Source organism: Vibrio sp. Scap24, from assembly GCF_013394185.1.
Taxonomy (GTDB): domain Bacteria; phylum Pseudomonadota; class Gammaproteobacteria; order Enterobacterales; family Vibrionaceae; genus Vibrio; species Vibrio pomeroyi.
Genome location: NZ_CP041332.1, coordinates 2,819,030 through 2,836,900 on the forward strand (window position 1 = coordinate 2,819,030; position 17,871 = coordinate 2,836,900).

17 protein-coding genes are annotated in these 17,871 nt (G+C 45.6%); 10 read left to right on the forward strand and 7 right to left on the reverse strand.

Annotated elements, in window-relative coordinates; genetic code table 11:
* Nucleotides 1-80 precede the first annotated feature (80 nt).
* Nucleotides 81-380 carry a ComEA family DNA-binding protein gene (locus tag FLM53_RS12530; protein WP_176681768.1) on the forward strand — a complete coding sequence of 100 codons (300 nt, stop codon included), beginning with the start codon at nt 81-83 and terminating at the stop codon, nt 378-380.
* Here the strand turns inward: FLM53_RS12530 and rrtA are convergent.
* On the reverse strand, nt 371-919 hold the full coding sequence (gene rrtA / locus FLM53_RS12535) for a rhombosortase (RefSeq protein ID WP_176681767.1): 549 nt from the start codon (nt 917-919) through the stop codon (nt 371-373). The genes FLM53_RS12530 and rrtA overlap by 10 nt on opposite strands.
* 9 nt (nt 920-928) lie before the next feature.
* On the opposite strand from rrtA, the gene FLM53_RS12540 reads away from it, so the two are divergent.
* Nucleotides 929-1,528 (forward strand): tRNA-uridine aminocarboxypropyltransferase, encoded by a 600-nt coding sequence (locus FLM53_RS12540; RefSeq protein ID WP_176681766.1) that lies wholly within the window; start codon nt 929-931, stop codon nt 1,526-1,528.
* 26 nt (nt 1,529-1,554) lie between these two features.
* On the opposite strand, the gene FLM53_RS12545 is transcribed toward FLM53_RS12540, so the two are convergent.
* The 3 genes from FLM53_RS12545 to FLM53_RS12555 form a co-directional block, all read right to left on the reverse strand.
* Nucleotides 1,555-2,898, reverse strand: a complete 1,344-nt coding sequence (locus FLM53_RS12545; protein WP_176681765.1) for an anti-phage deoxyguanosine triphosphatase — start codon at nt 2,896-2,898, stop codon at nt 1,555-1,557.
* A 55-nt stretch (nt 2,899-2,953) separates the two neighbouring features.
* Nucleotides 2,954-3,538, reverse strand: coding sequence for a 5'-deoxynucleotidase (gene yfbR / locus FLM53_RS12550; protein ID WP_176681764.1), 585 nt, complete (start codon nt 3,536-3,538; stop codon nt 2,954-2,956).
* A gap of 168 nt (nt 3,539-3,706) precedes the next feature.
* A complete protein-coding gene (locus FLM53_RS12555) occupies nt 3,707-4,942 on the reverse strand; it encodes a pyridoxal phosphate-dependent aminotransferase (protein ID WP_026084153.1) in 1,236 nt (411 codons plus the stop codon).
* Nucleotides 4,943-5,238: 296 nt separating this feature from the next.
* Between FLM53_RS12555 and FLM53_RS12560 the strand changes: the two genes are divergently transcribed.
* The 7 genes from FLM53_RS12560 (at nt 5,239) to FLM53_RS12590 (ending at nt 12,928) form a co-directional block, all read left to right on the forward strand.
* Nucleotides 5,239-6,546 (forward strand): isochorismate synthase MenF, encoded by a 1,308-nt coding sequence (locus FLM53_RS12560; protein WP_132762544.1) that lies wholly within the window; start codon nt 5,239-5,241, stop codon nt 6,544-6,546.
* Complete coding sequence (gene menD / locus FLM53_RS12565; protein ID WP_176681763.1) at nt 6,543-8,267, forward strand: 2-succinyl-5-enolpyruvyl-6-hydroxy-3-cyclohexene-1-carboxylic-acid synthase; 1,725 nt, start codon at nt 6,543-6,545, stop codon at nt 8,265-8,267. The genes FLM53_RS12560 and menD overlap by 4 nt, the downstream gene beginning before the upstream one ends.
* A gap of 9 nt (nt 8,268-8,276) precedes the next feature.
* Complete coding sequence (gene menH / locus FLM53_RS12570; RefSeq protein WP_176681762.1) at nt 8,277-9,077, forward strand: 2-succinyl-6-hydroxy-2,4-cyclohexadiene-1-carboxylate synthase; 801 nt, start codon at nt 8,277-8,279, stop codon at nt 9,075-9,077.
* 102 nt (nt 9,078-9,179) lie between these two features.
* Entirely contained in the window at nt 9,180-10,046 is an 867-nt protein-coding gene (menB, locus tag FLM53_RS12575; protein ID WP_010439547.1) for a 1,4-dihydroxy-2-naphthoyl-CoA synthase, read from the forward strand.
* A 74-nt stretch (nt 10,047-10,120) separates the two neighbouring features.
* The gene (gene menC, locus FLM53_RS12580) at nt 10,121-11,128 is read left to right on the forward strand and encodes an o-succinylbenzoate synthase (RefSeq protein ID WP_176681761.1); all 1,008 of its coding nucleotides are present in this window, start codon (nt 10,121-10,123) and stop codon (nt 11,126-11,128) included.
* 51 nt (nt 11,129-11,179) lie between these two features.
* Nucleotides 11,180-12,613 (forward strand): o-succinylbenzoate--CoA ligase, encoded by a 1,434-nt coding sequence (gene menE, locus FLM53_RS12585; RefSeq protein ID WP_176681760.1) that lies wholly within the window; start codon nt 11,180-11,182, stop codon nt 12,611-12,613.
* Between the two features lie 150 nt (nt 12,614-12,763).
* On the forward strand, nt 12,764-12,928 hold the full coding sequence (locus FLM53_RS12590; RefSeq protein ID WP_176681759.1) for a hypothetical protein: 165 nt from the start codon (nt 12,764-12,766) through the stop codon (nt 12,926-12,928).
* Between the two features lie 106 nt (nt 12,929-13,034).
* Here FLM53_RS12590 and FLM53_RS12595 read toward each other — a convergent pair whose 3' ends face one another.
* From FLM53_RS12595 to FLM53_RS12605, 3 genes are all read right to left on the reverse strand, one after another.
* Nucleotides 13,035-13,955 (reverse strand): YeiH family protein, encoded by a 921-nt coding sequence (locus tag FLM53_RS12595; RefSeq protein WP_176681758.1) that lies wholly within the window; start codon nt 13,953-13,955, stop codon nt 13,035-13,037.
* Between the two features lie 157 nt (nt 13,956-14,112).
* Entirely contained in the window at nt 14,113-15,987 is a 1,875-nt protein-coding gene (locus FLM53_RS12600) for an MFS transporter (RefSeq protein WP_176681757.1), read from the reverse strand.
* A 17-nt stretch (nt 15,988-16,004) separates the two neighbouring features.
* Entirely contained in the window at nt 16,005-16,595 is a 591-nt protein-coding gene (locus tag FLM53_RS12605; protein ID WP_176681756.1) for a TetR/AcrR family transcriptional regulator, read from the reverse strand.
* A 197-nt stretch (nt 16,596-16,792) separates the two neighbouring features.
* On the opposite strand from FLM53_RS12605, the gene FLM53_RS12610 reads away from it, so the two are divergent.
* The gene (locus FLM53_RS12610) at nt 16,793-17,704 is read left to right on the forward strand and encodes a Tim44 domain-containing protein (protein ID WP_176681755.1); all 912 of its coding nucleotides are present in this window, start codon (nt 16,793-16,795) and stop codon (nt 17,702-17,704) included.
* Nucleotides 17,705-17,871 lie beyond the last annotated feature (167 nt).

The window sequence follows — 17,871 nt, forward strand, 5'->3', positions numbered from 1 at the left end:
CCGCTTTATTTTTATCTGGTGATTGTGTTCTCTCTCATTACAAATGCATAAGTTACGTTTTTTGTACAAAGGAACGGTTTATGCGCGCGATATATTCAACACTACTTCTTTCATTTCTTATTACTCTTAGCTCTGCCGTATTTGCAGACAGCCCGACTAAGGCCGAGCTTTACGATGGTATTGAGATCACGGTAAACATCAATACAGCGACAGCAGAAGAGCTATCAGCACTATTGGTGGGTGTGGGTGACAAGAAAGCGAAAGATATCGTCGATTACAGAGAGAAGAACGGTGAGTTTTCATCCGCTGATAGCTTGGTTAACGTGAAAGGGATAGGTGAGGCAACGGTTGAGAAGAACCGTGAAAGAATTCAGCTTTGATCGGTTTTCTTATTCATTACAAATGAAGCGATAGCCATGAAGCCTCCAGCCAGTGCTCCTGCTAGGTGGGCTTCAATCGCAACGCGAGCATTGATCAGCTCACCAGTCGTACTAGAAGGGCCGACAAACTGCTCCCACGCCATCTTAGCCATTAATCCTGATACTAACAGCCAACTCGATTTTCTGCCGTTTAACGCTTCTCTGAGTGCGAATAAACCAAACAGCCCATGCAAAGTTCCCGACAAACCCACATAGATTTGAATGCTCGACAGCAACAGCGCTAATCCCGTGACTAAACTAATGACAAGCAAAGCAACAATAAGCTGTTTTTTGCTCGGTTGAAACAGATAACTGATGATCCACAAGCCTGCTAAATTCATGACAAGGTGCGAGTAGTTGGTATGTGAAAAGTTTCCTGTTAGGATCCGCCACCATTGCCCGTCGGCAATCGCATTGTTATCCCAAACTACCCAAGCCTGCACAGGCTCTAGTTGGAATAAGACGCATAAAAGTGAAGTGAAAATTAAAACAGGGTACACATTAAATCCATGTCTCGTTATTGCCGCCAATGCAGCAAGGCTTTGAAAGCTTGTATTTGTCAGTGGGTTACGCCACTAGAATCGAACGTTGAGCTTATCATTCTTCAGCACCCATCAGAAGAGCATCGCCCGATGGGAACTGCGCGTATTCTCTCGTTATCTCTACAAAACAGCGTGACGCTTGTTGGGGAAGACTTTTCAGATAATAAAAAACTGAACGCGTTGCTGGCCGATGAAGATTACCAACACGTGATTTTGTACCCAAGTGAGCACTCTGTGTCTGTTGAGTCTGCAACACGCCCAAGCAAAAAAATGCGTGTGATTTTATTAGATGGCACGTGGAAGAAGGCATTCAAGATGTGGCAGGTATCGAGTAACTTGCACACGCTGGAAACCGTCCACCTACCTAAAGATCTTAAAGGTAACTATCGCATTCGTAAGGCACCGAGTGAAAACAGCTTGTCGACGGTAGAGGCTGGGTACCACTTGCTGAGTTTGTTAGAGAGCGATCGAGATTTCAGTCCGCTGCTAACGGCATTTGACCAAATGATTCAATTTCAAATCAATCAAATGCCGCCCGGTGTATTTGAGAAAAACTACCTAGATTAAGCTGCTTTAGTCGAATGAATCAGCAGCTAAAATTCGGTATGTGCTGAGAACAGTTGCTGATGCATCTTCTGCGCAAGATCATCGGTCATTGATGAGATGTAATCGGCAATCACCCGCATCTTTCTTGATTCATCGTCATGCAGTAGCCACTGCTTCTTGATTGGTAGTGGCAACAAACGTTCAGGATCGGCGCTGAATGCCTCAAACATATCCATAATGATCTGCTGACCTTTGTATTCGATCACCTGAACCTGTGGTACCTGAATCACGAACTCGCTGACAAAGTGTTTCAGCTTATCAAGCGTGGCGTCCATGCTTGGTTCAAGCACGGCATTGTAGGCAAGAAGTACATTCTCAAAATCTTCATCAACTCGCTTAATCGAGATACTGGTCAGCAGTGCATTAACTATTCCGCCAATGGCGTCTTTACGGCGGTATTGCTCTCCAGAAAACAGCATTTCAGTAATTGAATCTAGGTGCTCGCAAACCCAAGGGTCAGCCATCTCTTTCAACTGAGGATAAGCCGATTCAACCCATTGCGCTTTGGTCACTGAACCAAGCACAATTGCATCTTCCAGATCATGCACGCCATAGGCGATGTCATCAGCCAACTCCATGATGGAGCAGTCGAGTGACTTGTACTTAGTTTTATTGTGCTCAAGAGGCTCGGTGTGCGTTTTTCTTTTCTGTTTGAGAAGCTGTTGGTCGTTGCCTGAGAGTGGCTCAAGTACCCAATTGAAAAGCTCTTCGTCATGATCGTAGATGCCTTTTGCTGGCATCCAATCTTTTGCTCTTAACTGACGTTGATGCTTTACAGGTTCAGACTGTAATCTCGCTTGGACTTGGCTGAGCAGCGAAGGGTACTTAATTAGCCCGAGTAGCGTGCGTCGAGACAGGTTCATCCCGTGATGTTCAGTGTAAGGCTCTAGTTGAGTGACAATGCGAAACGTTTGGGCATTGCCTTCAAAGCCACCGTGGTCACGCATCATGTAGTTCAGTGCGACTTCGCCACCATGCCCATAGGGCGGGTGACCAATATCGTGCGCCAAACACAAAGAATCAATCAAACTGTCTGAAGGTAATAGGTCTCTGAATTCGGGCTGCTTTTTCTTTAGTTGAGCAACAATACCGGTGCCAAGTTGTGCGGCTTCTAGAGAGTGGGTGAGGCGTGTACGGTGAAAGTCGTTCACCGTAGTACCATGAATCTGGGTTTTAGCTTGTAGGCGACGGAAAGCAGCAGAGTGAAGCACGCGCGCGCGGTCACGCTGATATGGGCTGCGGTGATCGTCACGTCTTATTTTATGTTCATCGTCATTTCGATGTTGCCATTCTTGTTCGAGTACAAAGGGTGGTTCGAGTTGAGAATTCAAAATAGCACCTATCAAATTGATTTTATTTAGCTAATTAAAAACAACTTATACCCAGCTAGCTTATCTCGTCTAGTGATAATTCAAAGCTCGGCGCAAATGTGGTGAGAAAATAGTCCATTTCTGGGCTTTTACGCTGTTCGAGTGTTTCTTCCAGTCGGCGCTTGGCTTGCTCGTACTCATGGTTGCCTGCACTGAGCTCCTCCAAACACTTGAGGTAAGCACAGATGGTATCGGCTTGTTTTACGATGCTTTGTTCTTCTTTGTTTGCTGTTCCTGAAATTAAGAAAGGTGCGAAGTCGTCTTGAAACTCTTCTGGCAGCATCGAAAGCAGTCTTTGCTCTGCTGCGGCTTCAATCTTTTTATATTCTTGGGCAATGTCTGGATTGTAGTATTTAACCGGCGTTGGCAGATCGCCAGTAAGCACCTCACTGGTGTCATGGTACATACCGAGCAGGGCTATGTGCTCTGGGTTGAGTTTGCCATCAAACTTTTTGTTTTTGATAAGCGCCAAGGCATGAGCGACGAAAGCAACTTGTAGGCTATGTTCTGAAATGTTCTCGCTTGAGACTGAGCGCATCAAAGGCCAGCGTTGGATAAGCTTCATGCGTGCGAGATGGGCGAAGAAATGGCTCTGTTTCATAAATGTCCTATCTAGAGAGTGCTCCACTCGTACCTTGTGTTCGCCACAAATAGCACGAGACAGCGGATACAAAAAAGGCTCCCAAACAGGAGCCTTTTAAGCATAGAAGTGAATGAATACAAGTTAAAGTCTTTTAAAACAGCAAATTGTAGCCATCACTCGTCGTGTTTACTTAGCGTCGACGAGATCGTCTTGGCTGTAAGTTTGCAAGAAGCGCTCTAGGCGACCAATTGCCACCTCAAGGTCTTCAATATGTGGCAAAGTCACAATACGGAAGTGGTCAGGCTTAGGCCAGTTGAAGCCCGTGCCTTGAACCAATAACACCTTCTCTTGTTTCAGGAAGTCGAGTACGAATTTCTGGTCGTCTTTGATGTTGTACATCTTAGTATCGATCTTAGGGAACAGGTACATTGCGCCTTTGGGTTTCACACAAGAAACGCCAGGGATCTTGTTGATCAGCTCCCACGCCCGGTCGCGTTGCTCAAGCAGTCGACCACCAGGAAGAATCAGCTCATTGATACTTTGATAGCCACCTAATGCCGTTTGGATAGCGTGTTGCATCGGAACGTTGGCACATAAACGCATTGAGGCCAGCATCTCTAGCCCTTCGACATAGCCTTTTGCTAGGTGTTTAGGACCCGTTAAGAACATCCACCCACCACGGAAACCACATACACGGTAAGCCTTAGACAGACCGTTGAACGTGACCATTAATACGTCTTCAGCAAGCGTTGCGACAGAGGTGTGTACTGCACCGTCGTAAAGTACTTTGTCGTAAATCTCATCAGCGAAGATGATTAGGCCGTGCTCACGTGCAATTTCGACAACTTGCAGTAGGAAATCACGGCTGTAAACCGCACCTGTTGGGTTGTTCGGGTTGATAAGAACGATGCCGCGCGTCTTTGGAGAGATCTTCGCGCGCATGTCATCAAGATCTGGATACCAATCGGCATCTTCATCACACATGTAGTGAACTGGAGTACCGCCAGAAAGTGCCACTGATGCTGTCCATAGTGGGTAGTCTGGAGCGGGAACTAAGATTTCATCACCATTATCCAGTAGCGCCTGCATAGACATAACGATAAGCTCAGACGCACCGTTACCGATGTAAACGTCTTCTACGTCAAGGTTACGTAGGCCTTTTTTCTGGTAGTGTTGAACAACCGCTTTACGGGCTGAGTAGATGCCTTTTGAGTCGCAGTAACCTTGAGATGTCGGTAGGTTACGGATTACGTCAACAAGGATTTCATCAGGGGCGTCAAAACCAAATGGGGCGGGGTTACCAATATTAAGCTTTAGTATTTTATGCCCTTCTTCTTCCATGCGCTTAGCATGTTTGAGTACAGGCCCCCTGATTTCGTAGCATACGCTGTTGAGTTTTGACGACATCCCGATATTTTGCATTGCCGATTTCCTGAAATTAATTTAAATACTTTATTAAAGTACCGCAAAATGGCGTTTGATAGAATAAAAATCTGATGAATGTCGCATTTCAGTGTCACGTTTGGTCTTTTTGTTGTCACTGTTTTCTAAATTTTAATTAATCGCTTTCTTGGTTATTGGCTAAGATGAATAAAGGGGTAGGATCGCTTAAAATCACAGGAATGTTGAAAAGATACAGTACATTCTTGATCTAAGTGGGTGCTCTCCTTAAAGTATCAAACTAATATAATAATAATTTAGATGTGAACGAGGTCGATTTGTCACATTTCCAGCAAACTATCTCCGCTTTGATTGAGCGAGTACAAAATGCCCAAGCAAGCGAAGTTCGTTGTGTTGAAGTTCTAACGCAAAAACCATCGTTTGCATTTATTGAATGGCTTCATGCTCAACCGCTCTTTCCTAAGTTCTATTGGCAGTCACGCGACACTCGTGAAGAGGTCGTTGCGCTCGGTCAGTTACATACATTTTCAGACCCAGCACCCGCGTATGCGATTTTAGGTGAAGACCAACGCATTTGGGGTGGTCGTTCATTTGACGGGCATACCGCAAAGAATCGCCGCTGCATGGAGTCGTTTTTCTTCCTTCCTCAGGTTGAATTGATCCGCTTTGACAATACTTGGTCGCTGGCCGTTAACTTGTCTCCTGATCGCGTTGCTTCTATTAATGCCTTAAATAAACTATCTGTTGAAGCAGCGATATTAGCGCCGTTATCTGCCCATATCGAAGAGATAAACCACGTTCCAGAAAGAGAACAGTGGGGCGGATTGGTTGAGAAAGTTCTGAAAGGCATTAGCGACGAAGAGTACAAGAAGGTCGTTTTAGCGCGTAAAACCACGCTCCAGCTTGATGCGCCTATTTGTGCGGCTCAACTCCTTAAAGCGAGCTATCTGCAAAACCACCACAGCTTTCACTTTATGTTGGTGCTAGATTCTAAACACAGCTTTATTGGTTCGACGCCAGAGCGCCTATATAGCCGACATGGCACTGAGCTTGATACCGAAGCACTTGCGGGAACCATTGGTCGCGGAGAAAACGCTACCGAAGACATGGAGCTAGCAAACTGGCTTTCACAAGATACCAAGAACCTCAATGAGAACCAATATGTGGTTGACGACATCATTGAGCGACTGACTCCCCATTCCCAATCGGTACACGTAGAGAAAGAAGCGCGTTTGGTGCGTCTGCGTAAGGTACAGCACCTCAAGCGTAATATTCACGCACAGCTTAATAACGGTGTTAACGGCGTCCAGTTGCTTGCTGCTTTGCAACCAACAGCAGCGGTTGCTGGCTTACCGCGTAAAGAGGCAATGGACTTCATTCTGGAACACGAACCGTTTGCGAGAGGGTGGTATGCAGGTTCAGTAGGATATATTAGCCATCAACGTGCGGAGTTCTGTGTGGCAATTCGAAGTGCATTGGTTGTAAACGATCAAGTACAACTGTTTGCGGGCGCGGGGATCGTGCCAGGATCGGTTGCCGAACATGAGTGGCAAGAGTTGAACAAGAAAATGTCGACCTTGCTGAGCCTAATTTCAGATCACCCACCACTGGGTGTCGCATCATGAATCACGACCAAGCTGTATTAAACAGAGTTTGGTGTAACACATTACTTGAAGAGCTTGCACGCAGCGGTGTTGAACATGTTTGCATCGCACCGGGCTCTCGCTCAACACCATTAACACTCGAAGCCGAAGCTAACTCAAAGCTCACCTTACACACGCACTTTGATGAGCGTGGGCTTGGCTTTCTTGCTTTAGGTTTAGCGAAGGCGAGCAATAAACCCGTTGCAGTGATTGTGACTTCGGGGACAGCGGTGGCTAACCTTCTGCCAGCGACAGCTGAGTCTGGGTTAACACGCGAGAAGCTGATTTTATTGACCTCCGATCGACCAATTGATTTAGTCGACTGTGGTGCTAACCAAGCGATTCAGCAGCAGGGTATCTTTTCGTCCCATGTTGAAACGGCGCTCAACCTTCCAAGCCCAACCACTCAAGTTTCTTTGAATTGGCTTTTGACATCAGTTGATAACGCACTCGCGAAACAACGCAGTGTTGGCGGAGCCATTCACATAAATTGCCCGTTCCCTGAGCCACTTTATTCAGCCAACAGCGCTGATATGTATGCGGATTACACCAAGAGTGTGGCAGGGTGGAGAGTCTCAACAAGCCTTTATTCCAATACATATCTAGCTAATCATTTGAATGTGCAACCGGTTGTGCCGAGTGATTATGTCACGCGAAAAGGTGCGGTGATTATTGGCTCTATTGATTACGAAGCCGCAACCAAAGCCAAGCAGTTTGCTTCTGCTCTAGGCTGGCCTATCTTCTGTGACCCTCAATCAGGTGTTAACAGTGATTGGCAACACTATGATTTATGGATGCAAAGTGATGCAGCCAAAGCGAAGCTTAGCCAGTGTGATTTTATTCTTCAGTTTGGTGAACGCATTGTTTCTAAACGTCTTAACCAATGGATAAAGGCGCAAGCCGCTCTGTTTAACCCGTTGCAATACGTTGTGGTTTCACCAGATTCACACCGTATTAATCAAGACCATCTGCCCCAAACTCATATCGTAGCAAATATCGAACAATGGCTATCAGAGCAACATTTACCAAGCTTATTGGGTGAACATGTTGGTTGGGCGACGCCTTTAGTGGAAGTTGCGAATACGGTTCAGCAGCTAGCGTTAGCGCAAATCTCTAATAATGACCAATTGACAGAGTTGAGTGTGGCCGTTGACTTGTCGTCTAGACTTAAGGGCAGAGAGCTGTTTGTGGGAAATAGCTTGATGGTAAGGCTGGTGGATATGTTGTCATCAATATCTGCGACTCAAGTTTACAGCAACCGTGGTGCGTCGGGCATCGATGGCTTGGTGGCAACGGCTGCGGGCGTAATGAAAGCCAACCAGAATCCTTTGATTATGCTGATTGGTGATACCTCTTTGTTGTATGACCTCAATTCGCTAGCGTTACTTACTCACAACACAACGCCAATGGTTATTGTGGTCACCAATAACGATGGCGGGGCAATCTTTGATTTGTTGCCGGTTCCTGAGCAACAAAAACAATCTCTATATCAGATGCCTCATGGTTTTAATTTTAAACATGCCGCTGCGCAATTCCAGCTTGGTTATGCGGCACCAGAAACTTTGAATTGCTACCAAACGCTCATCGAACAACATTTCGAACAAGGTCAGGGTACCTTGCTCATAGAAGTTAAGACGCCTCCCGAACAAGCGTCTACTTTGCTGAAGCAATTCAGCTCAATGCTCACCGAGGCATTAGCCTAAGGACTTTACATGCTTTACTCCAATTATTACCCAGCAGTACAAGAATCTTCTGACAAACCTTTGCTTGTTTTTTTACATGGTTTACTCGGAAGCGGGGATGATTGGAGTGCATGTCACCCCTTCCTCGAGGACTTTCCTCGTCTTTGCATAGATTTGCCCGGGCACGGACAAAGCCGCTTTATCGATCCTGTAGGCTTTGATCATTGCTGTACCAAAATAGTTCAGTGCATCACTTATCAATTGGCAGCGAATGATCTTCCGGCCGATTACCCTATCGTGGTGATTGGGTATTCGATGGGTGGAAGGCTTGCCATGTATGGGGTAACAAGCCCTTGCTTTGAAACTCTTAACCTAGAGAAAGTCATCATCGAAGGTGGCAACTTTGGCTTGGAGTGTGATGAAGAAAGAGCACAAAGGTTAGTGCATGATACGCAATGGGCCGTTCGCTTCGCGCAGCAGTCGATTGAAGATGTTTTAGACGATTGGTATCAACAAAGCGTCTTTTCTTCACTAAATCATGAGCAAAGACAAACTTTGGTCATAAAGCGTAGTGGTAACCTTGGAGTATCCGTAGCAAATATGTTGTTATCTACTTCGTTAGCTAAGCAACCGGATTTACGTGCCACATTGAAATCTCATGAGCATCAGTTGCATTATGTGTGTGGTGAAAAAGATCGTAAATTCATGGAGCTAGCTGAGAATAGTGGCTTTGAATATAGTCAGGTTGATTACGCTGGTCATAATGTTCATTTCGAGCAACCAGAGTTGTTTTCAAATCTGATTATCCAATGTATCGCCAGTCGTCGTTAATCTGACTGAGCGATTCTCTCGTATCAAGCACTATCAAAAGCAGAGCAACACCGTCACGACTATTCGTTAGTCGTGGTCTCTAATAGAACAATGGGAATCACCATGGCTAAAACAGTAGGCATCACAGAAGAAGAACTTTACGCAGCCGTTAACTGGCGCGATGAAAGCAGTCAATTTGAAGATATTCAGTACCACAAGTCTGACGACGGTATTGCGAAAATCACGATTGCTCGTCCTCAAGTACACAATGCGTTCCGTCCACAAACCGTAAAAGAGATGATCAATGCACTGGCTGATGCTCGTTATGACGAGAAGGTTGGCGTAATCATTTTGACTGGTCTTGGTGAGAAGGCGTTCTGTTCTGGTGGTGACCAAAGTATCCGTGGTGACTACGGCGGCTACCAAGATGATTCAGGTACACACCACTTGAACGTACTTGATTTCCAACGTCAAATTCGTACTTGTCCAAAACCAGTTATCGCAGCGGTATCGGGTTGGGCTGTAGGTGGCGGTCATGTTCTTCATATGATGGCAGACCTTACTATTGCCGCTGAAAACGCACAATTCGGTCAGACGGGTCCTAAAGTAGGTTCATTCGATGGCGGCTGGGGTGCTTCTTACATGGCTCGTATCGTTGGTCAGAAGAAAGCGCGTGAAATCTGGTTCCTATGCCGTTTCTACGATGCTCAAGAAGCATTGGATATGGGCCTTGTAAACACGGTTGTTCCTGTCGCTGACCTAGAAAAAGAAACTGTTCGTTGGTGTCGTGAAGTGCTGCAGCACAGCCCAATGGCTCTACGTTGTTTGAAAGCAGCTCTTAATGCTGACTGTGATGGTCAAGCGGGTCTGCAAGAGCTAGCAGGTAACGCAACTATGATGTTCTACATGACAGAGGAAGGCCAAGAAGGCCGCAATGCGTTTAACGAGAAACGTCGACCTGATTTCGACAAATTCCCGCGTAACCCATAGCTTTATCCTCTTCAAAATGAGTCGCTAAATAGCGGCTCGTTTTGTTTTGATGTTCCCGTTTTTTAGGAAATCTTATGAATTCAATGAATTCCCAGCGTCACGCTAAACTCTACCGTTATCAATTACCTATGGATAGCGGTGTGGTGCTGCGTGACAATAAGCTGAACGAGCGCGTTGGTTACATCATCCAGCTTGAGTGTGATGGTAAAACTGGTTTTGGTGAAGTTGCACCTCTACCGGGATTTAGCCAAGAAGATGCTGAGCAAGCCGGTATTCAGTTGCAAAGCGAGCTAGAGCTTTGGAGTCACAACAAACCTCACACCTCATTCGATGAGTTATATCCCTCAGTGGCGTTTGGCTTTTCGATGGCGATGATGGAACTACGCGGCGATCTTAACGCAGAAGGTAACTACCAAGCTGCGCCTTTGTGTACCGGCGATCCTGATGAGTTGATCCCTGTACTCAATGAGATGAAAGGCGAGAAGGTCGCTAAAGTAAAAGTTGGCCTTTATGAAGCGATTCGTGATGGCATGTTGGTGAGCTTATTCCTTGAATCGATTCCTGATTTAACGCTAAGACTTGATGCTAACCGCGCGTGGAAGCCTGAAAAAGCGAAGCAGTTCATCAAGTACATTTCGCCGTCACTGCGTCAGCGTATTAGCTTTATTGAAGAGCCTTGCCAAAAGCCAGAAGACAGCTTGGCATTTGCTATTGATCACGGCGTTGCGATTGCGTGGGATGAAACCCTGCAAGAAGCGGTAAGAAGCCCAGAATTTGATCTCAGCGATCTGACTGGTGTTAAAGCGGTTGTGATTAAACCAACCTTGATTGGCTCGGTAGAGCGCTGTGTGGCAATCATTGAACGCGCACAACAACTTGGGATTAAACCAGTATTAAGCTCAAGCATTGAGTCGAGCCTTGGCTTAACTCAGATTGCGCGATTGGCACAGCAATACTTACCTAATGAAGTGCCGGGGTTGGATACGATTGGCTTGTATCAACAACAGCTAGAAGTGTCATGGCCAGATTGCCAACTTCCAGTTGTTACCCTTGAGCAGCAGCAATTGATTTGGTCTTCTTAAGCCGACTGTTCGGTTGGCTTAGTCAGTTTCAATTTATAACTTGGTTATCTTATGATGCGCCCTCAATCTAATCATCACCCACTTTGGGTACAGTGGGCGCAGCAGAACCCACATCAAACAGCGTTAATCACTCCTAATCGCGCTTACACTTGGCTGCAAGTTGCTGTGTTAGTGAGTGATTACCAACAACGGCTATCTGAACAAGGCCTCTCTGAAGGGGATGTGTTGACTATTGTTGGTAAGAACCAAGCTGAAGTGATCCCCGTTTATCTTGCGGCACTTAATCTAGGTGTACTTTGTGCGTTCACTATGCCTCAGCCTGCTGCTCGTTTAATGCAAAAGCTTGAATCGCTCCATAGTCCATCAGATAGACATTATCTATGGTTGTTAGAAAGTGGCGGCTTAGAACTGTCTGATGTTGCAGACCTCAATACCCAGTTGCTTACCTTACCTTGTTTGAATGAACTGGATGTCGATGAACAGCTAGTCGCACCTTCAGATTCTTCTAGTTTCAATCCTCAAAACCTTGCAAGCATCGTATTTACTTCGGGTTCTACTGGAAACCCGAAAGCAGTAGCTCACACACTTGAACAGCACCTATGTTCAGCGTCTGGCTTATTGGATGTCTTTCAATTTAAAAGTAGTGACACTTGGCTGCTGAGTTTACCTGTGTACCATGTGTCAGGGCTGGCGATTGTTCATCGTTGGTTGGCTGCTGGTGGCTGTATAAAAATAGGCTCTGGTAAGCTTGAATCAGACATCGAAGGTTGCAGCCATGCCTCGTTAGTCGCTACGCAGCTGCATAGGTTATTAAAGGGTAAGCAAGCACTTACTTTAACGCATGTGTTGTTGGGTGGTAGCCATATTCCAGAAGTGCTTGGCCTTGAAGCTAAGCAAATGGGGATTGAAACTTGGCTTGGCTATGGCATGACAGAAGCGGCCTCAACGGTGACTGCAAAGCCAGTTGATGCAAGCAGCACTGCTGGTTTCGTGCTTAATCATCGTCAATTGAAAATTGAAAACCAACGTATCTATATTGGAGGTGACACCCTCGCTTCCGGTTACTACTATCAAGGCCAATTAACGCCATTGGTGGACGAGCACGGTTGGTTTGATAGCAAAGATCTTGGCCTGTGGGATGGCAAGCAAGTGTCGATTATTGGCAGAGCCGACAACCAGTTTATTTCTGGCGGTGAGAATATTCACTGTGAAGAAATTGAGCGTGCCCTCAATCAGCTGCCCGAAGTTAAGCAAGCCTTTATCGTATCCGTTGAAGACAGCGAATTTGGTTTTAGGCCAGTTGCAATTGTGGACTGTGATGAATTGCCAACCAAAGAGTGGTTTGCAGAGCAGCTACAAGGAAGCCTAGAGCGATTTAAGTTCCCTATCGAGTACTACCGTATGCCAGAACAAGAACAACAGGGCATTAAGGTATCGAGAGCGGGATTGGTATCTTGGTTGTCTCAACATAGGAATTTGAAGTAAGCGTTTCTTGAAAGAAAATAGTGGATTTACTAAGTTGGAAGGCAGTTAGTTAATTTAGCAATTAGATAGTTCAAAACAGAATTTATTATCTTTATAACCATCCATCATAATAAGCCATATAAATAACGGATTATAGAATAAGGTCTTATTATGAAAATTGCGCTCATCATTGCGGTATTACTGCAGATAGGCCAAGCGATAACATCGTCAGGGCTGACACGCTCGTTAGCTGAGCTCACCGCGTTTGTATTAGTTGTGGCATTGGTTTTGATGAAAAGAGAGAGCAAGAAGAGTGATAAGCCCCTGTTTGAATAGTAGTTTGGTCAATATAGATGACAAACGATAAAGGCAAAGCCCATACGAGCTTTGCCTTTTTGTTTTGTTGTGCGCTATTTTTGTGAGAGATTCAGTTTTCGCGAGATTAAGCGAGCGTTAACCAAGCTAACGAACCTGTAGAAATCATCACCCACATCGAAATACCAAACATCAATGGCTTTGGTCCGGCCGCTTTCAGTTTCTCTACAGAGATGCCGCAGCCAATCAAGAACAGACACACAACCAACGCACGCTTAGACACATCAAAGATCCCCTGATACACCATCTCAAACTGTGGCAATAAGTCACTTACCGCGATAGCCGCGCAATAGAAGAAAATGAAGTAAGGCACGGTAATCTTCTTTTGATCACTCTTGAAGATCATTGCGCTGACCAAAGCAATTGGGATGATCCAAAGTGCACGCGCTAGCTTAAGTGTTGTCGCGGTAGTCAGTGCTTCCTCACCATAAGCTGATGCTGCACCAACAACCGAAGAGGTATCGTGAATCGCGATTGCCGCCCAGGTACCGAAAGTCTGTTGGCTTAATTCAAGCGCATGGCCAATCATTGGAAATAGAAATAGCGCCACTGAGTTCAATACGAAGACGGTAGCCAGCGCTAAACCAATTTGTTCATCTTCTGCTTTGATGGCTGGCGCTACGGCTGCAATCGCGCTACCACCACAAATAGCGGTACCAGAAGAGATAAGATAGCCTGTGGTGCGATCTAGCCCCATGCGTTTCGCTAAGAGCCAGCCAATCACCAGCGTGCCGATGATGGTAGTGATGATCAAACCGATACCGTCGCCCGTTACCGCTAGCGCTTTCTCAAATTGAATACCAAAACCTAAGCCGACAATAGAGTAGGCCAGAAGTTTTTTAGTCAATTTGCCAACCTCTACGTTCTCAGGCACCAAGCCTAAGCTCGCAAGCAGAAAGCCGATAACCAGTGCAGTAGGGGAGCTTACCCATGGGGTTAAGCAAAATAGAGCAGCAAGATAAAACGGAATGGACTTATTCATTTTCATTATATTGTTTTTGTCGTTTCTGGTTATGGCAGCATAGCGAAGACTATACGCTTAACTTAATGATAAGTAAGTCTAAATGAATTGAACAAACGTTAAGAAAAACTAAACGTTTGTTCATAGCTATGAATTTGGCGTAATAAAGCGTGAGTTCAACGAGTTATCGTAGCGATCCACGGAGCTTAGCAACCGATTGACGAAGTGTCTCACACGTCGCTTCCTTCGGTGGAATAGGTTCACCAGCTTCAATCTCTAACTTAGTCCAGAAACGGCTTGGTAGCCCTTTGCATGCTCGTCCTCTGAAGCGGCTAAAGTAGCTGCCCCAAAGGCCTTTAAGTGCCATTGGAATCACAGGGACAGGAGAGCGTCTAATAATCAGCTCCATGCCACGCATGAACTCTGCCACTTCACCATCAGAGGTGAGTTTACCTTCAGGGAAGATACACACGATGTGACCTTCATGAAGCGCTTGTTCCACTTCTTTGAAAGCGTTACGAATAGAGCCGCGATTGGTCGCGGAGATTGGAATAACCCCAGCTCTTTTCAAGAAGCGTCGAATCGGCGGTAACTTGGTGTAATCCTCTTCCATCACAAAGCGAATCAAACGTGGGCAAACCGCACTCAGCAGCAATGCATCCATATAACTCACATGATTACAGACGATTAGCGCGCCGCCTTTCTCAGGTAAGTGATGCAGGTTCTTATGTTTCACGCGATACATGGTGTGAGTCACCACCCAAGTGAAGAAGCGGAACGCATAGATAGGCACCTGATAAAACAGGTATAGCATCACCAAAGTGTTACCCGCCGCTAGCAACACAAACAGCTGTGGAATGGAAAGCTCGAGTACACTCAGGCAAACGATGCCTAGTACAGCACTTCCCACCATGAACAGTGAGTTGTAGATGTTGAGTCCGGCAATGACTTGCGCTCGCTCATCTGGCTTTGCTCGTAACTGCATCAAGGAGTACAGAGGAACAATAAATATACCGCCAGATATCCCAAGCAGTAACAAGTAAGCAAACAGTGGCCAAAGTTCTGAGTGGGTGACGAATTGGTGGAACGAGCCGAAATAAGGCAACGACTCAGGAATCGATATCGCCATCAATAGACCAAATACTGAAATCCCCAAGCTGCCCATTGGCACTATGCCGATCTCAATTCTGTGATTGGACAACTTGTCACACGCTAAAGAACCGATGGCAATGCCTACAGAGAACAGTGCTAGTAAAAAGGCGACCGAACTTTCAGTGCCATTTAAATGCAGCTTAGTGAAATTTGGGAATTGAGTGAGATAAGCCGCGCCAAGGAACCAAAACCAGCTGATAGACATCAGCGCTTGGAAGGTTGGGCGGTCTTTTTTGGCAATCGCAAGTGTTGCTCGGGTCAGCTTTATTGGCTGCCACTTCACTTTCAAATCAGGGGCGTTACTTGGCGCTTCAGGTATAAAGCAGCTTGATACGTAACCAAGAACGGCGAATGACACGATACACACCGCAGCAATGAGCTTAGCGCCTTCTTCTGAAGCAATAATGCCAGCACCAAGAGTACCAATCAGAATCGCTAGGAATGTTCCAGTCTCAACCAGAGCATTGCCAGAAACGAGCTCTTTTGTCTCTAGTTGTTGTGGAAGTAGGGCGTATTTCACTGGACCAAAGAAGGCACTTTGTGTCCCCATCAGAAACAGCAGTAATAGCAATATGCCGTAGCTTTCATAGATAAATCCGATCGCGCCCAGTGACATGATCACCACTTCAAGGAGCTTAACTTTTCGGATAAACCAAGATTTTTCGTATTTGTCAGCCAGTACACCGGCTAAAGCAGAAAACAGGAAGAAGGGCAGAATAAACAGGCCTGCAGCCAAATTTATGAATAAATTACTGGAGATAGGCAGCGTGTCTACGCTTGCGAAAGCAACAAACAGTAACAGAACATTTTTGAAGATGTTGTCATTAAAGGCTCCCAGAAATTGGGTAATAAAGTAGGGTAGGAACCTTTTTTGCGTTAACAGCGAAGATTGGCTGCTGTTGTTCATTCTCTTTCCTTGGATGCTTACCAGTTGGTTAAGTAGTTTGAGATTAGGTTATTGATCAGTTCTTTACCATCGATAGGCTCGGAAGCGAAAAACTTATCATCAACGCTAAGTAGAGTAATTCCATGTACTCCAGACCATAATACACGGCTGGCTTTAACAACTTCACTTTCTGTATGTTCAGGAGCAATAGCCACTAGAAGCTGCTCAAGCATACCGGTCATTTTATCGATACGGTTCGATTGCCATTCAGGAAGGTTTTCACCATTCATGTTGTGCTCAAAAATAAGCTGCCAACGGTGAGGGTGTTTTTGTGCAAAGTCATGGTAGCAGTAAGCAAGGTTGAATAGAGCTTGCTGAGGATTGCTTGATTGTTCAACTGCGGCCGCTGATTCAGACGCCAGTTCATCTAATGTTTGAGCAACAACGTGCAAAAGCAGTAGGTTGTAGTTACCGAATACATTCACCAATGTACTAGGAACGTAACCAATCATATTGGCAATTTTACGTAGACTTAACTCGTGATAAGAGTGCTGGTCTAAAAAGTCTGTCACTGTCTTTAAAGTCAGCTGAACTAATTGTTCTCGAGTGTGATCGTTTCTGCGTGCCATGATTAGTTTCTAGTAAATGAACATCGTTCAATATTTTAATGCCCTCCCCGATAGCCGTCAATCCTTCCGCTAATTAAGTAACCAATTAATAGCCGCAATATTATGATACATGTGTAAACACCGTGAATATTTCATTGTTCTTTGTTAACGAGTATGATTAAGGTGTCGAAAGATAAAGAAACCTATAAAGGATAATAATGAAACGATTTTTCTCACTAGTCGCGATCCTGTTGGTAACAGTCGCGGTGACGCCAATCGCGGAAGCGAAAAAGTTTGGTGGTGGTAAGTCATTTGGCAAAAGCTTTAAAACGGCTCCAGCACCAAAACAACAAAATACGAATTCGATCCGTCAAGATCAAACGGGTAAGAACACAGCTGCTAACTCTAGCAAGAAAGGCCTTATGGGCGGTCTGCTAGGTGGTCTACTTGCTGGTGGTCTATTAGCAGCGTTCTTTGGTGGCGCATTTGAAGGTATCCAGTTCATGGATATTCTGATTATGGGTCTGATCGCTTTCCTAGCGTTTAAATTCCTACGCGGAATGTTGGGTGCTAAGCAGGGCTCTATGAATCAGCAGAATGCACGTGGTCAACAGCCAGCATTCGGTGGCATGGGTCAGAACAAGTTTGAACAACCAAAGCAGCAACAGCCAAATGTTCATAACTTCGAGCAAGCACAACCTCAATCACAAGGCAGTGCTGGTGGTTTCGGTTTTGGTGCACAAAGCGATGTTCCACATAACTACCCACCGGGCTTTGATCAAGCGGCCTTCATCAATGGCTCTCGTGAGCACTACCGTACACTGCAAGGTGCATGGAACCACAACGAGCTAAACACGATTGAAGAGTACGTGTCTCCAAGCCTATTTGAAGACCTAAAAGCTGAGCGTAACAAGCTAGACGGTGATCAGCACACAGACGTAATGTACGTTGATGCTGAAATCGTTCGTGCTGACCACGATGGTAGCAAAGCACAACTAAGCCTACAGTTTAGTGGTCGTTACCGTGATACAGCGGATGGCATCGAAGAAGATATCACTGATATCTGGCACTTAGAGCGCGATCTAACTACTGACAATGCGCCTTGGTTAATTGTTGGTATTCAAGGTTAATCTCGATAGTTAACGAAAAATGAGTTAACGAGACACTACTTTGATTATTGAAAGCCCCTACGGAGAAATCTGTAGGGGCTTTTTTGTGTCCGGTTGTTTAGAACTGTAAATTATAAGAAGGACGTTTGCCTTCAGCTTATAGAAGATGCGGTTCTGTCGATATTCGC

Bases quoted from the DNA above. Each gene is read 5' to 3' on its own strand.
- menH (WP_176681762.1), top strand. From the start codon at position 8,277: ATGCTTTACTCCAATTATTACCCAGCAGTACAAGAATCTTCTGACAAA.
- FLM53_RS12555 (WP_026084153.1), bottom strand. From the start codon at position 4,942: ATGCAAAATATCGGGATGTCGTCAAAACTCAACAGCGTATGCTACGAA.
- FLM53_RS12610 (WP_176681755.1), top strand. From the start codon at position 16,793: ATGAAACGATTTTTCTCACTAGTCGCGATCCTGTTGGTAACAGTCGCG.
- FLM53_RS12605 (WP_176681756.1), bottom strand. From the start codon at position 16,595: ATGGCACGCAGAAACGATCACACTCGAGAACAATTAGTTCAGCTGACT.
- FLM53_RS12595 (WP_176681758.1), bottom strand. From the start codon at position 13,955: ATGAAAATGAATAAGTCCATTCCGTTTTATCTTGCTGCTCTATTTTGC.
- FLM53_RS12590 (WP_176681759.1), top strand. From the start codon at position 12,764: ATGAAAATTGCGCTCATCATTGCGGTATTACTGCAGATAGGCCAAGCG.
- FLM53_RS12540 (WP_176681766.1), top strand. From the start codon at position 929: ATGTCTCGTTATTGCCGCCAATGCAGCAAGGCTTTGAAAGCTTGTATT.
- menC (WP_176681761.1), top strand. From the start codon at position 10,121: ATGAATTCAATGAATTCCCAGCGTCACGCTAAACTCTACCGTTATCAA.
- FLM53_RS12600 (WP_176681757.1), bottom strand. From the start codon at position 15,987: ATGAACAACAGCAGCCAATCTTCGCTGTTAACGCAAAAAAGGTTCCTA.
- yfbR (WP_176681764.1), bottom strand. From the start codon at position 3,538: ATGAAACAGAGCCATTTCTTCGCCCATCTCGCACGCATGAAGCTTATC.
- menE (WP_176681760.1), top strand. From the start codon at position 11,180: ATGATGCGCCCTCAATCTAATCATCACCCACTTTGGGTACAGTGGGCG.
- FLM53_RS12530 (WP_176681768.1), top strand. From the start codon at position 81: ATGCGCGCGATATATTCAACACTACTTCTTTCATTTCTTATTACTCTT.
- menB (WP_010439547.1), top strand. From the start codon at position 9,180: ATGGCTAAAACAGTAGGCATCACAGAAGAAGAACTTTACGCAGCCGTT.
- menD (WP_176681763.1), top strand. From the start codon at position 6,543: ATGAATCACGACCAAGCTGTATTAAACAGAGTTTGGTGTAACACATTA.